Source organism: Thermoanaerobacterium calidifontis, assembly GCF_055381745.1.
On sequence record NZ_AP042436.1, the window covers coordinates 2,127,581 to 2,141,183 of the forward strand.

Genomic DNA, 13,603 nt, shown 5'->3' on the forward strand with positions numbered 1-13,603 from the left:
ATTCACCTCGTTAATTTTGACATATATAATATCGGCAACAAAACCATAAAAATTAAATATCAATTGCACTTTAAATAGGACATAATCTTTGATATATTATATTATAACAGGAGGAGTATTAAATGGCTATAATATCAGCAAATAACGTAAATTTATCATACGGAATAAATAGCATATTAGAAAATATATCTTTCATTGTAAATGAAGGAGATAAAATAGGTGTTGTAGGAGATAATGGAGCTGGAAAATCGACTCTATTTAAGCTTATAGTAAAAGATCTTCAGCCTGACATCGGAAACATATCGATGCCACTAATAAGCGTAGGATATCTTGAGCAAAACGCCTATATAATAAGCAACAAGTCTATTTACGATGAAGTCAAGACAGTCTTTCAAGACATTGAAAATCTTGAAAATGAAATAAAGAAGCTGGAAAAATTGATAGCAGATACAAAAGATGAATCTAAATTATATAAGCTTCTTGACGAATATTCAAAGTTGACAGATGAATACAACAAAAAAGAGGGTTATTCGGTTGACAGCAAAGTTCGAGGCGTGCTTATAGGATTAGGCTTTAGCCAAGAAGAATTTGATAAACCTGTTTCTACCTTAAGCGGTGGCCAAAAGACAAGGCTTATGCTGGCAAAGGCGCTTTTAAAAGATCCTGACCTTCTTCTTTTAGATGAGCCTACAAATCATCTTGATATACCTTCCATAGAGTGGCTTGAGCAGTATTTGAGATTTTTTAGAGGAACTGTAATGGTCATATCACATGACAGATTTTTTCTCGACAGAATCGCAACTCGAATATTTGAGATAGAAAATAAGACATTGAAATCCTACGATGGAAATTACACAGAGTACGTAAAGAAAAAGAATGAAGAAATAAGCATAATGATGAAGGCTTATGAAGAGCAGCAAAAGGAAATCAAGAGAATACAGGAAATGATAATGATACAGAAAAATCGCCGCCGCGAAAAATCAGTAAAAATGGCTGAAAGCAAGCAAAAACTTCTGGACAAGATGGAGAAAATAGATAAGCCTTCTATAAACAATGAAACAATTAAACTTTCGTTTGATTTTATAGAAAAAAGCGGAAATGATGTTTTAAAGGTATCTGACCTCTCATTGTCTTTCGATAAACCTGTATTTCACAATATAAGCTTTGAAGTCTACAAAGGAGATAGAATAGCTATCTTAGGGCCTAATGGCGTAGGAAAAACTTCTCTCCTTAAAACCATCGTAGGCGAGATTGCAAATTACGAAGGAAGCATAAGCTTAGGCACAAATGTATCGATAGGCTATTATCAACAGGAGTTTTCAAATCTAAACGATGAGAAAACAATAATCGACGAAATATGGGATGAAAATCCTTATCTGACTCAAACAGAAGTAAGGACTATGCTGGGCTCTTTTTTGTTCAGCGGCGATGATGTGTTTAAACAAATAGGCAAGTTAAGTGGCGGGGAAAAAGCAAGAGTTTCCCTTTTAAAGCTTATCCTTTCAAAAGCCAACTTTCTACTTTTAGACGAGCCTACAAACCATCTCGACCTGAAGTCAAAGGAAGTGCTGGAAAAGGCATTGTTAGATTTTGGTGGCACACTTCTATTCGTGTCACACGACAGGTACTTTATAGACAAAATAGCCACAAAAGTATTGGAAATGTCCAGCGATTCTATTAAGGAATACTATGGGAATTATTCGTACTACGTAGAAAAAAGAAATGAAAATAATACAAAAGAAGACGAAGAGGAAAAAAAGACAAAGACACAGCTTAAGAACGAAAAAATGCGAGAAAAGCTAAAGCAGAAAGAAGCCAAAAAGCAAAGGGAATACATGGCACGAATAGAAAACGAGATAATAGAAACTGAAGACGCCATAAAAGAACTGGAAGAAAAAATGTGCAATCCCGATATATACAAAACTGGAGAAATCGTCGACACACAGTCAAAATACAATATGTTAAAAGAAAAATTAGAAAAACTGTATGAAGAATGGGAAATTTTAAGCGGGTAAATTATACCCGCTTTAATATTGCTTCTTCAAATCGATGACGTTTATGTAATCACCATCGCCCATATATGCTTTAAGGTTGTGTTTCAATATCTGTACTGCCCTTTCCATGTATCGAGGCGATATGCCTGCCGTATGCGGTGTGATCACCACATTTTCCATGTCCCACAGAGGACTATCTTTTGAAAGCGGTTCATTTCCAAATACATCCAATGCAGCGCCTCTTATGTTTTTTTGCCTCAACGCATCAATTAAGGATACCTCATCGACAACACTTCCTCTGCCGATGTTTATAAATACGCTGTCGCTTTTCATGCTTTTAAAAAACTCAGCATCTAAAAGATGGTATGTGTCATCAGTCAAAGGCAGCGCACATATTACGTAATCAGCATTTGAAACTGCATATATCATATTTTCATCTGTGTACATCTCATCTATAAAGGGACTTGACTTGCCTGATTTTCTCACTCCAACGGTTTTCATTCCAAATTCCCGTGCAATCCTTGCTATTTCTTCTCCAATGCTTCCGACGCCAAGTATGCAAACCGTCTTTCCGTACAATTCAGAAACCCTTACAGATTTGTCCCATTCTCTATTGATTTGCTTTCTTATGAAGTAATTTAATCCTCTTTCAAATAAAAGCATATACCCTAAAACTTGTTCAGATATCTGATACTTGTGAACACCTTTTGAATTGGTCAAGATTATATTCCTCTGCTTAAGTATATCAAACGGCATCGCATCAGCACCAGCACTCAATAGGTGAATCCATTTTAAGTTTTTGGCATCGTCTATCAATTCCTTTTTAGCATCTCCATCAAAGCAAACCAGCACTTCCACATCTTCAATATATTTGGAAATGTCTTCTACGTCGTCTTTGCTTATTACATTAAAATTTGTCGCAATGCTTTGTATCTCCTCAATATACTTTTTGCCTACCTTTGACAGAAAAAGCATGTTATTCATAATAGAAAGCCCCTTTCTTTTTTCCATTTGATTACATAATATCCAAACTATTAAAGTTAATCACAGTATCCACAAAGTTATCCACAGACACATAACAGCATCATGTCAGATTTAAAGACAATTTTCCACAATATGCACAGATTTTTCGCCAACAATCAAAAAAGTTTTAAATACGGAACAGCATTTAAGTCTAATCCTGAAACTCTTCCGCGAATAAAGTCAAAATACCCTGCACTTGCTATCATAGCGCCATTGTCTGTGCAGTACACTTGTTTTGGAAAATGAATCACAAACCCTTCTTCATCTGCCAGTTTTTTTAATCTTTCTCGAAGAAGGCTGTTAGAAGCCACACCGCCTGCTATGGATATTTTTTTTATGTTTTTAAACTTAGCAGCCTCAATAAGCTTTGATGACAAAACATCGACTACATTCATCTGAAAGCTGGCAGCATAGTCTGCCACATTTATCTCAATGCCATTTTGCCTTTCTTTGTGCAATTGATTTATGACTGCTGTCTTCAATCCACTAAAGCTAAAATCAAAATTATCCTTTTCCATAAAAGACTTTGGAAAGTTATACCGATATGGATCACCGCTTTTTGAGATCTCATCTATTTTAGGACCACCAGGATAGCCAAGACCTAATGCTCTTGCCACCTTGTCAAATGCTTCTCCTGCAGCATCATCCATCGTTCTGCCGAGAACCTCATACTGTCCATAGTCTTTTACAAATACGATGTGACTGTGTCCACCTGACGCTATAAGGCAAATAAACGGCGGTTCAAAATCGCTGTCAAGGTAATTTGCAGATATATGCCCTTCAATGTGGTTTACGCCAACAAATGGCACGCCTTTCCCGTATGCCAAAGCCTTTCCGTACGAAAGCCCTACCAGCAATGCACCTACAAGTCCCGGACCGTATGTAACAGCAACAACATCAACGTCATCAAGCGTCACATCTGCCTTCAAAAGAGCCTCTTTCACCACATTTCCAATGGCTTCAATGTGGTTTCTTGATGCTATCTCAGGGACAACACCGCCAAATTCCTTGTGTATATTTATCTGCGAATATATGACATTAGACATCACGATTTTACCGTCTCTTACGACACTTGCCGATGTCTCATCGCAGGATGTTTCAATCCCTAATACTATCGTGTTTTCCCTCATACAATCTCTCCTTACATATCGTATTTCCACATTATAACTGCATCTTCATTGTTGTCCTGATAATACCCTCTTCTCTTGCCAACAGGTCTAAATCCGTATTTTTTATAAAGCGATTGTGCTACAAGGTTAGATTCTCTCACTTCCAGCGTCATAGACGTTATGCCTTTATTTTTGGCAAGTTCAATAAGCCCTTCAACGATGGCAGAACCTACACCTTTCCCTCGAAAATCCGGATGAACGGCAATGTTTGTTATATGTCCTTCATCAACAACCACCCAAAAACCACCGTATCCAGCCACCTTGCCATCTACCTCAGCAACAATGTAGTGTGCACAACTATTTTTCGTAACTTCCATCACAAATGATTCAAAAGACCATGGCACAGAAAAGCTTAAATACTCAATTTCCATGACTTTGTCTATATCGCTTTTTACCATAGGGCGAATCTTTATATCCATAAAACCCTCCAAAACATCACTTAGAATTTTCCAACGGTGCAGGCTTTCTAATATAATACGGTTTAAAGTCAAGATATGTGCATATCTCGCCCTTTGATATTTTTTTAAGTGCCATCATTCCAACCGATGACGCTCTTGATATGTTGTTAATCGGCGATGCAAAAAAGGCATCTGGCAACGCACTTTTTAATGTGTCTTTATAAGCAATAGTACCATCTCCGACGAATAAAACTTCTTCACCGTATCCCTTTACTATGTCCATAACTACGCCTAATTCTTCCAGTGACACATCTTTAAGTCTATTTAACTCACTTCCACCTTTATAAAAAGCCGTATAGACGTTTCCTCTTAACGCATCAATAATAGGGCAGATGATGCCTTTAAATTCTCCTACGTTATAGGCAAGGGCATCTAATGATGATACGCCAACAATTGGCACATCAAAAGATTGAGCTAATCCCTTCGCAGTAGCGGCACCTATCCTTAAACCTGTAAAAGATCCTGGTCCTTCACATACAGCTATATGGGTTATTTCCTCCTTTTTTACCTCCGCCATTTTTAAAAGTTCATCCATCATTGGCATCAATATAACAGAATGCCTCAGATGATTTATAGAAAATTCACCTATTAAGCCACTTTCATCCACTAAAGCGACAGTAGCCGTCTTTGACGATGAATCTATTGCAAGTACCTTCATCACTTCATCTCCTTAATCACTTCATCGTATTTTGCACCATGTGATTCTATCTCTATTATCCTCTCATCGAAAGAATCACCCATGAAAATATGCACAAATATATTTTCCTTCGGGATAAGAGGCATTATCTTTTCAGGCCACTCAATGACACAAACACCGTCACCGTAAAAATATTCCTCATAGCCTATATCGTACAATTCCATGTAGTCGTCAATTCTGTACACGTCAAAATGGTAAAGAGGAATTTCTCCCATATGCTCATTTACAATCATGAATGTAGGGCTTGTGACATAGTCCCATATACCCATACCTTTAGCAATGCCTTTTGTCAAAACTGTCTTGCCTACACCTAAATCTCCAGATATAAGCACGATACTTCCTCTTTTTAGCAAACTGCCTAACTTAACTCCTATCTTTTCCGTTTCATCAGAGCTTTTTGTCCTAAAATGTATTTTCATTGAGAACACCACCGTGAAATTTATACAAATATTATATACCAAGTATACCATAAAACAAACGCCTAATGGATGAATAAAAAAGCGCAAAAAAATAACGGAACACTGTCCGTTATTTTAAGTGACTACATCTTCAACATTGGAGATAATTTCTTGTAAATGAGGAACGTGATTAGAGATATTACTAAGCCTTTCAAGATGTTGAAAGGAAAAATACCGTACGCTATCAATGTCTTCAAATCAACTATATGGCTATTTACCGCCTTTCCCATTCCAACGATGGCGCTTAACGGCCAACCCATTATCTTCTGATATAATGGCAAAAATACATAGTAGTTTAATACTGATCCCGCAATAGCCATGACAATAGTTCCTAAAATCATTGCAAATAACGCTGACTTTTTAGATTTGTTTCTCATGTAGATTACGCCAACAGTAAATACGTAAATAGAGCCTACAACGAAATTGGCCACTTCTCCTATACCTGCAGATTGACTAACTGGAAGATGTATCACATTCTTTACAATCTCCACAAAGATGCCGTATACAGGCCCTAATGCAAATGCTGCTAAAAGAGGCGGTATATCGCTAAAATCAAATTTTAAAAAACTTGGAAATAGTGGCAATTGAAATTCTAAGTACATCAGTACAAATGCTATTGCGGAAAGCAGCCCTACAGTTACAATCACTTTTGTCTTGCTGTGTTCCATAAATGACACCTCCAAATTTAAAAATCCCGAAGAAACATCTTCAGGATGAAAGCAAACAAAAATAAATCTTCTTCCATCCAGACTGTACTGTCGGCCTTGGAATCTCACCAAGTCCACCGCATCTGCGGGTCGCGGGCTTGCTTACGCTTACCGCCGGTCGGGAATTTCACCCTGCCCTGAAGATATTCTCCACTGGTTTATTCAATTCTAAATATTATAATGTCACAAATATATCAATTTGTCAAGTATTTTTTAATCGTCAACCACAACAGTGCCTGTATTTCCTGATAAAGCATCATGTGCCTTTTCTAAAGACGTTATTATGGCTCGCCTTCCTTTTCTTGACCTGGCAAACCTTATTGCAGCCTTGACTTTCGGCATCATTGAGCCTTCTGCAAAATGGCCTTCGTTTAAATACATCTCTATATCATGGCTTGAAATCACATCCAGAGGCTTTTCATCAGGCTTTTTGTAGTTGATGTACACTTTTTCTACAGCGGTCAATATCAATAAAATATCTGCATCCAAATCTTCTGCCAATTTCTCAGATGCCAAATCTTTATCTATCACAGCAGCCACACCTTTTAAGCTGCCATTTTCCCTTACTACAGGTATTCCTCCGCCACCCGCCGTTATTACAACGACACCGTTTCTCTCCAAAAGCTTTATTGTGTTTAATTCAACTATCTCTTTAGGCTCTGGTGATGCTACGACTCTCCTATATCCTCTTCCACTGTCCTCTACCATCTGATATCCTTTTTCCTTTTCCAATAGCTCCGCATCTTCCTTAGAGTAAAATGGCCCTATTGGCTTTGTAGGATGTGAAAATGCAGCATCATCTTTATCTACAACAACCTGTGTAACGATTGTTGCAACATCCTTTTGTATATTCTTCTCTTTAAAAACCTCGCCTAAACATTGCTGAATCATATAGCCTATCATTCCCTGGCTTTCCGCGCCGCACACATCAAAGGGCATGGCTGGTATTATGTTAGACGCTGTCTCGTTCTGTATTACGATGTTTCCTACCTGTGGCCCATTTCCATGTGTCACAATGACAGAATACCCTTCTTTTATGATGTCTGCAATGTACATAGCCGTCTTTCTAACTGTATTCAATTGTGATTCGGCTGTAGGCACCATATCCTTGTCTTGCAGTGCATTTCCCCCAAGCGCAATTACTACTTTTCCTTTCATCGTATCCTCCTACTTACGCAAATAATGACATTCTACATTATATCATTTTATTCGCGATTTGAATAGTATGTGAAAAAGCCAAGGCAAATTGCCTTGACTTTTTTAGAGAATCGTCGCTATCATGACAGCCTTAATGGTATGCTTTCTGTTTTCAGCCTCGTCCCATACCCTCGACTGCTTTCCTTCAATCACTTCGTACGTTACTTCCTGTCCTTTTACAGCAGGCAAGCAGTGCAAAAATATCGTGTCAGGCCTATTTGTCTTTTTCATAAGCTCGTCGTTCACTTGGAATGGCCTTAACAGCATTTCTCTCTCTTTTTGCTTTGATTCTTCTCCCATAGATGCCCATACATCTGTGTAAATTGCATGTGCGCCTTCTAAGCCTTCACCAGGCACATCTGTCAGAGTAAATGTCCCTCCATTTTCGGCAGCCATTTCTCTAATCTCATTTATGTAGTCCTCTTGAGGCCAAAGCTCTCTTGGCGAATTAATAACGTATTCCATGCCCATCTTGGCACAGCCGATAGCCAGCGTATTTGCCATGTTGTTTCTTCCATCGCCGACAAACACCAATTTTGTGCCTTTTAAGTGTCCAAATTCCTCTTCTATCGTCATTAAATCAGCCAAAACCTGTGTAGGATGGTATTCGTCTGTAAGCCCATTGTATACAGGGACGCCTGAATACTTTACAAGAGCTTCAACAGTGCTTTGATTGTATCCTCTAAATTCGATGGCATCAAACATCCTGCCGAGAACTCTCGCAGTGTCTTCTATGGATTCTTTTGCCCCAAGCTGAATATCATCTGTCGACAAGAAGACAGGGTGTCCTCCTTCTTCGCCAAATGCTGTCTCAAATGCACACCTGGTCCTTGTTGAGCGCTTTTCAAATATCAATGCGATTGTCTTTCCTAAAAACCTTTGATGGACTATTCCTGCCTTTCTTTCTGCTTTAACCTGCTTTGAAATGTCCAGAAGATACCTTATCTCCTGCGGTGTATAGTCTTTTAAAGATAATAAACTCCTGCCTTTTAAATTAAATCCCATTTACTTTACTCCTTTCAAAACTATATTTATCTTTTAAATACCAATTGTCCATTTATGAATACAAACTTTGTCTTAGTCTTTATCTCAATTGGATTTCCGTCAAATACGGCTATATCAGCATCTTTTCCCTTTTCTATGCTGCCAACTCTATCGTCTATTCCGACGATCTTAGCTGGATTTATCGTAATAGCCTTTAATGCCTCCATCTCATCCATACCTTCTCTTACTGCAAGACCTGCACAAATCGGCAAGTAATTAAGCGGAATGACAGGATGGTCTGTCATAATGGCTACATCCAACCCTGCTTTTGATAAAATCCCCGGCGTCTTAAAAGTAAGGTTTGCAAGCTCCACCTTTGATCTTTCAGATAATGACGGACCAACGATGACTTTTGCCTTTTCCATGACAAGGTAATCAGCTATAAGATGGCCTTCAGTGCAATGGTCAATGGTTATGTCCACGTTAAATTCCTTTGCTATCCTTAAAGCAGTGAATATGTCATCAGCCCTATGGGCATGTGCCTTTAAAGGTATCTCTCTTTTTAATACTTTAACCAAAATCTCAAGCCCCAGATCTCTTGACGGCTTTTTCTCATCATCAGAAGGATCTTTCTCCATGTCCTCCATGTACTCTTGGGCCTTTATAAGCTCCTGTCTAAGCAGTGCAGCAATGCCCATTCTAGTCATAGGCATCTTGTGCTGTTCATTGTAGACAGATTTCGGGTTTTCTCCAAAGGCCACTTTAACCGCCACAGGTTCTTTTACTATCATATCGTCGATGCGTCTGCCATAAGTCTTGATGGCTACAAATTGTCCACCTATGACATTAGCACTGCCAGGACCTGTAACAGCCGTAGTAACGCCTGCCTCGTATGCTTCTTGAAAATACTTATCCATAGGGTTTATGCCATCAATAGCCCGCAACTGTGGTGTGATAGGATCTGTCTCCTCATTTCCATCTGCCCCTTCAAACCCTACGGCATTTTCCCACATGCCCAAGTGGCAATGAGCATCTATCATGCCTGGCATCACTGTAAGCCCAGATACATCTATGACTTCCGCATCAAGCGGTGCTATTATTTCCTCACCTACATCTAATATCTTTCCATCTCCTATAAGTACATCAGCCTTTTCATAGTTTTTCCCTGCCATAGTCAATACTTTGCCGCCTTTTAAAAGATACACCGTAAAACCCCCCGTCTTTAGAATTTTTCAAATGAAAAGAACCTAAAAGATATTATACTACACTGATAAAAATTGTAAACAGAGTAGCAAGTTTAATTTATCTTCTTGATTATCTTGTCTTTATTTAAAAATCCTATGACAAATAGAATAACCGCTATCACTGAAACAACGGCAGAAACCATGTAATTTTTATGTTCAATGTTTGAACCAATATATGAAGAAATAACTATTCCCGGAAGTCGAGCTAAAGCCGTTATGAAAAAATAGTTTACAAATTTGACTGGTGTTAATCCTGCCACATAAGACAAAGCATCTTTTGGAAGCCCTGGCATCAAAAATACAATAAAAAGCCCCATCTCGCCTTTTTTGTTGTTTATGATGTAGTCAAACTTTTTTAGCTTATCCTCTGAAATCATTCCCCTCACAAACTCATAACCCAAAAACCTTGCTATGGCAAAGCACAAGAGGGAGCCAATGGTTATGCCGATCAAAGAATAGAGAGAACCTAAAACAGCACCATAAAGGTATCCACCAGCTACCTGCACCACTTCACCAGGTATTATAAATATTACAACCTGCAGCACCTGTATAAGTATAAACACCAGCACGCCTTTTGCACCAAAGCCTAAAATCCACTTTTCAAACTTTGCAGGGTCTTTTAAAAGGTACGTAAGGTAGTCGCCATACCGAAACAGTACCCAAAAAAACAAAAATACAAAAGCCCCTATTAACAAGCTATTTACGAAAAGCTTATTTTTATTTCTCCTCATCTATTTTCCTCCTAAAGATTTCTAAACCTGCTTTCATCGTAAGGCATCGAAGATTTTACGCTGTATACCTTCATTTCAGGATACCTTAAAGCAGAAAGCTTCCCTCCAAATACACACCCTGTATCTATATTAACCGTATTATTTAAAAACCTCGGCTCTTTCACAGGCGTATGGCCGTACACGACAATCGGTTTGCCTTTATAGTCCTTTGCCCAGTCAAGCCTTACTGGCGTGCCATCTAGATTTTTTTCACCTGTTATATCTCCATATAAGACAAATTGCCTTACGTATTTCCCGTAAAAGCCTATGTATTTTTCTTTAATTCCCGCATGTGCCACAACAAGCTTGCCATCATCTAAAACAAGGTACATTGGAGCCATTTCGTAAAGCTCTTTAAAATGTGAAATGACTATTCTTTTTTGCTTCTCGCTTAAGTCATTTAACTCGGCTACTGTTGTCTCTAATCCATGTATGATTTTCACATTGTGACCTATAAGATAGCGGTAAAGCTTGTTGCAATGGTTGCCAGGCGTGTAAAGAGCTTTTTTAGCCTTAACATTTCTATACACAAGTTCAATGACACCTACAGAATTAGGCCCTCTATCTGTAATATCGCCTAAAAACACAAGTTTTCTATCATCTTTATGGAAGTATACACCGTCTTTTAATGTGTAGCCCAATAAATCTATTAATTCTGTAAGCTCTTTATAGCAGCCGTGAACATCTCCGATAACGTCATAAGCTGTCAATATAAAACCTCCATTTGTTCATATCATACATATATTATTTCATTGAAAGTGATATTCTATTTCTTTCTACATCGACGTCAATTACTCTTACCTTAACTACATCACCTACAGATACCACATCCAAAGGATGACTTACGTACTTTTGAGACATCTCTGATATGTGGACGAGTCCATCAGTATGAACACCTATATCTACAAAGCACCCAAAGTCAACGACGTTTCTTACAGTCCCCATCAATTCCATCCCAACTTTAAGCTCCTCTATCGTCATCACATCAGATCTCAAGATTGGCTTTGGAAGGTCTTCTCTGGGATCTCTGCCAGGCTTTTTTAATTCATTTACAATGTCATTAAGCGTAGGAATTCCTATGTCGTATTCTTGTGATAACTTCAAAAGTCCATACTCCTCAAGTTTGTAAGCAAAATCCCTCAAGCTTTTAATATCTAACTTATCCTTAACATATCCAAACTTCAAAAGAAGCTTTTCCAATACCTCATAACGCTCTGGATGTACACCTGTAGAGTCGAATATGTCGTCACCATTTAATATCCTTAAAAAGCCTGCACATTGCGTAAAAGTCCCTTCACCTAACCTTTTGACTTTTTTCAGCTCGTTTCTATTTCTAAACTTGCCAACCGTATTTCGATACTCAACTATGTTTTTCGCTATGGTCCCATTTATACCTGCTACGTACTTTAAAAGCGATACAGATGCAGTGTTTAAGTCGACTCCTACGCTATTTACGCAGTCTTCAACGACACCATTTAAAGCTTCGCCCAGCATCTTCTGGTTTACATCGTGTTGGTACTGCCCTACTCCAATAGACTTAGGATCGATCTTTACAAGCTCAGCAAGGGGGTCTTGAAGCCTTCGCGCCATCGATATGGCCCCTCTTAAGCTTACGTTTACGTCAGGAAATTCCTCTGTCCCTATCTCTGACGCCGAGTACACCGATGCACCAGCTTCATTTACTATGACGTACTTCAAATCTCTGTCCATCTCTTTGATTAGATCTGCTATAAAAATTTCGCTTTCTCTCGATGCAGTTCCATTTCCTAATGAAATAAGACCAACATTGTACTTCTCTATCAAGTCTTTCAAAACCGCCTTTGCTCCATCTACATCGTTTTGAGGCAGCGTAGGGTAGACAGTGGCAGTATCTAAAAGTTTTCCTGTTTCATCTACAACGGCAATCTTGCACCCTGTCCTGTACGCTGGGTCAAACCCCATCACAACATATCCTTTGACAGGTGGCTCTAAAAGGAGGCTCTTTAAGTTCATCTTAAACACTTTTATAGCTTTATCTTCAGCAATCTCAGTAAGCTTATTTCTTATTTCCCTCTCTATAGATGGTTTGATAAGCCTTTTGTATGAATCAACTATTGCACTTACATGATACTCTTTAAAAATCGATTGATTATTTACACTTTCTGCGATTAATCTATTCACTATCTTTTCATCATCTACGTCTATCTTGACAGAAATATACCCTTCTCTCTCAGCTCTGTTAATAGCTAGAATCCTGTGAGGAGGTATCTTTTTAATTGACTCTCTGTAGCTGTAGTACATCTCATAAGGAGATTTTTCATCTTTAAGCTTTTCTGTAACAATACTGCCATTTTCCCAAATGGTATCCCTTATGTACTTTCTCGTATCTGCATCATCAGATATGTCCTCTGCCACTATGTCCATCGCGCCTTGATAAGCTTCTTCTAAAGTTGCCACTTTGTCATTTAAAAACTTCAAAGCGTAGTCATCTGGATTTCCTTCTTTGACATTGCCTTCAGATATCAACTTAGACAGATCTTCAAGCCCTTTTTCTTTCGCCACAGTTGCCCTTGTCCTTCTTTTTGGTCTAAAAGGCCTGTAGATATCATCTATTTCCTGCAGTGTCTTGCTGTTTTCTATTTTTTCTCTTATCTCATCCGTAAGCTTACCCTGTTCATCAATCAAACGAATCGTATCGGCTTTTTTCTCCTCTAAATTCCTTAGGTACAAAAGCCTATCGTAAAAATTTCTTAAAACTTCATCTGACAGGCTTCCTGTCGCTTCTTTCCTGTACCTTGCGATAAATGGTATAGTATTCCCGTCGTCAATGAGTTTGATGGTATTCAGTACCTGAAAATCTTTCAATCCAAATTCCTGCTTAAGTGCTAATGCAATCTTATCCATAAAACCTTCCCTTCATTTT

13 protein-coding genes and 1 riboswitch are annotated in these 13,603 nt (G+C 38.4%); of the genes, 1 reads left to right on the top strand and 12 read right to left on the bottom strand.

The features are described from left to right. Positions 1 to 122 precede the first annotated feature (122 nt). Positions 123 to 2,015 (top strand): ABC transporter ATP-binding protein, encoded by a 1,893-nt coding sequence (locus ACZ42G_RS11155; protein WP_274893293.1) that lies wholly within the window; start codon positions 123 to 125, stop codon positions 2,013 to 2,015. A gap of 12 nt (positions 2,016 to 2,027) precedes the next feature. On the opposite strand, the gene ACZ42G_RS11160 is transcribed toward ACZ42G_RS11155, so the two are convergent. From ACZ42G_RS11160 to ACZ42G_RS11215, 12 genes are all read right to left on the bottom strand, one after another. Then, positions 2,028 to 3,005, bottom strand: coding sequence for a D-2-hydroxyacid dehydrogenase (locus tag ACZ42G_RS11160; RefSeq protein WP_464850457.1), 978 nt, complete (start codon positions 3,003 to 3,005; stop codon positions 2,028 to 2,030). A gap of 128 nt (positions 3,006 to 3,133) precedes the next feature. After that, positions 3,134 to 4,147, bottom strand: coding sequence for a tRNA (adenosine(37)-N6)-threonylcarbamoyltransferase complex transferase subunit TsaD (gene tsaD / locus ACZ42G_RS11165; protein WP_464850459.1), 1,014 nt, complete (start codon positions 4,145 to 4,147; stop codon positions 3,134 to 3,136). An 11-nt stretch (positions 4,148 to 4,158) separates the two neighbouring features. Next, positions 4,159 to 4,605, bottom strand: a complete 447-nt coding sequence (rimI, locus tag ACZ42G_RS11170; protein WP_085111674.1) for a ribosomal protein S18-alanine N-acetyltransferase — start codon at positions 4,603 to 4,605, stop codon at positions 4,159 to 4,161. 16 nt (positions 4,606 to 4,621) lie between these two features. Continuing rightward, complete coding sequence (gene tsaB / locus ACZ42G_RS11175; RefSeq protein WP_464850461.1) at positions 4,622 to 5,302, bottom strand: tRNA (adenosine(37)-N6)-threonylcarbamoyltransferase complex dimerization subunit type 1 TsaB; 681 nt, start codon at positions 5,300 to 5,302, stop codon at positions 4,622 to 4,624. Then, the gene (gene tsaE / locus ACZ42G_RS11180; protein WP_274893298.1) at positions 5,302 to 5,760 is read right to left on the bottom strand and encodes a tRNA (adenosine(37)-N6)-threonylcarbamoyltransferase complex ATPase subunit type 1 TsaE; all 459 of its coding nucleotides are present in this window, start codon (positions 5,758 to 5,760) and stop codon (positions 5,302 to 5,304) included. Before tsaE ends, tsaB begins: the two co-directional genes overlap by 1 nt. A gap of 122 nt (positions 5,761 to 5,882) precedes the next feature. Further along, positions 5,883 to 6,467: an ECF transporter S component gene (locus ACZ42G_RS11185; RefSeq protein ID WP_085111855.1), complete on the bottom strand. Its 585-nt coding sequence runs from the start codon at positions 6,465 to 6,467 to the stop codon at positions 5,883 to 5,885. Positions 6,468 to 6,528: 61 nt separating this feature from the next. Next, positions 6,529 to 6,655: riboswitch (FMN riboswitch) on the bottom strand. 64 nt (positions 6,656 to 6,719) lie between these two features. Further along, positions 6,720 to 7,664 (bottom strand): carbamate kinase, encoded by a 945-nt coding sequence (gene arcC, locus ACZ42G_RS11190; RefSeq protein WP_464850462.1) that lies wholly within the window; start codon positions 7,662 to 7,664, stop codon positions 6,720 to 6,722. Between the two features lie 102 nt (positions 7,665 to 7,766). Further along, entirely contained in the window at positions 7,767 to 8,708 is a 942-nt protein-coding gene (gene argF / locus ACZ42G_RS11195; protein ID WP_464850464.1) for an ornithine carbamoyltransferase, read from the bottom strand. 26 nt (positions 8,709 to 8,734) lie between these two features. Continuing rightward, positions 8,735 to 9,892 (bottom strand): amidohydrolase, encoded by a 1,158-nt coding sequence (locus tag ACZ42G_RS11200; protein ID WP_464850465.1) that lies wholly within the window; start codon positions 9,890 to 9,892, stop codon positions 8,735 to 8,737. A 92-nt stretch (positions 9,893 to 9,984) separates the two neighbouring features. Then, positions 9,985 to 10,662, bottom strand: a complete 678-nt coding sequence (locus ACZ42G_RS11205) for a TVP38/TMEM64 family protein (protein WP_464850466.1) — start codon at positions 10,660 to 10,662, stop codon at positions 9,985 to 9,987. A gap of 11 nt (positions 10,663 to 10,673) precedes the next feature. Continuing rightward, positions 10,674 to 11,411, bottom strand: coding sequence for a bis(5'-nucleosyl)-tetraphosphatase PrpE (prpE, locus tag ACZ42G_RS11210; RefSeq protein WP_464850467.1), 738 nt, complete (start codon positions 11,409 to 11,411; stop codon positions 10,674 to 10,676). A gap of 34 nt (positions 11,412 to 11,445) precedes the next feature. Then, positions 11,446 to 13,584: a Tex family protein gene (locus ACZ42G_RS11215; protein ID WP_464850468.1), complete on the bottom strand. Its 2,139-nt coding sequence runs from the start codon at positions 13,582 to 13,584 to the stop codon at positions 11,446 to 11,448. Positions 13,585 to 13,603: the final 19 nt, after the last annotated feature.

What these genes read in the sequence shown, in the direction of transcription:
- ACZ42G_RS11155 (WP_274893293.1), top strand. Translation starts at nt 123, where the DNA reads ATGGCTATAATATCAGCAAATAACGTAAATTTATCATACGGAATAAAT.
- ACZ42G_RS11160 (WP_464850457.1), bottom strand. Translation starts at nt 3,005, where the DNA reads ATGGAAAAAAGAAAGGGGCTTTCTATTATGAATAACATGCTTTTTCTG.
- tsaD (WP_464850459.1), bottom strand. Translation starts at nt 4,147, where the DNA reads ATGAGGGAAAACACGATAGTATTAGGGATTGAAACATCCTGCGATGAG.
- rimI (WP_085111674.1), bottom strand. Translation starts at nt 4,605, where the DNA reads ATGGATATAAAGATTCGCCCTATGGTAAAAAGCGATATAGACAAAGTC.
- tsaB (WP_464850461.1), bottom strand. Translation starts at nt 5,302, where the DNA reads ATGAAGGTACTTGCAATAGATTCATCGTCAAAGACGGCTACTGTCGCT.
- tsaE (WP_274893298.1), bottom strand. Translation starts at nt 5,760, where the DNA reads ATGAAAATACATTTTAGGACAAAAAGCTCTGATGAAACGGAAAAGATA.
- ACZ42G_RS11185 (WP_085111855.1), bottom strand. Translation starts at nt 6,467, where the DNA reads ATGGAACACAGCAAGACAAAAGTGATTGTAACTGTAGGGCTGCTTTCC.
- arcC (WP_464850462.1), bottom strand. Translation starts at nt 7,664, where the DNA reads ATGAAAGGAAAAGTAGTAATTGCGCTTGGGGGAAATGCACTGCAAGAC.
- argF (WP_464850464.1), bottom strand. Translation starts at nt 8,708, where the DNA reads ATGGGATTTAATTTAAAAGGCAGGAGTTTATTATCTTTAAAAGACTAT.
- ACZ42G_RS11205 (WP_464850466.1), bottom strand. Translation starts at nt 10,662, where the DNA reads ATGAGGAGAAATAAAAATAAGCTTTTCGTAAATAGCTTGTTAATAGGG.
- ACZ42G_RS11215 (WP_464850468.1), bottom strand. Translation starts at nt 13,584, where the DNA reads ATGGATAAGATTGCATTAGCACTTAAGCAGGAATTTGGATTGAAAGAT.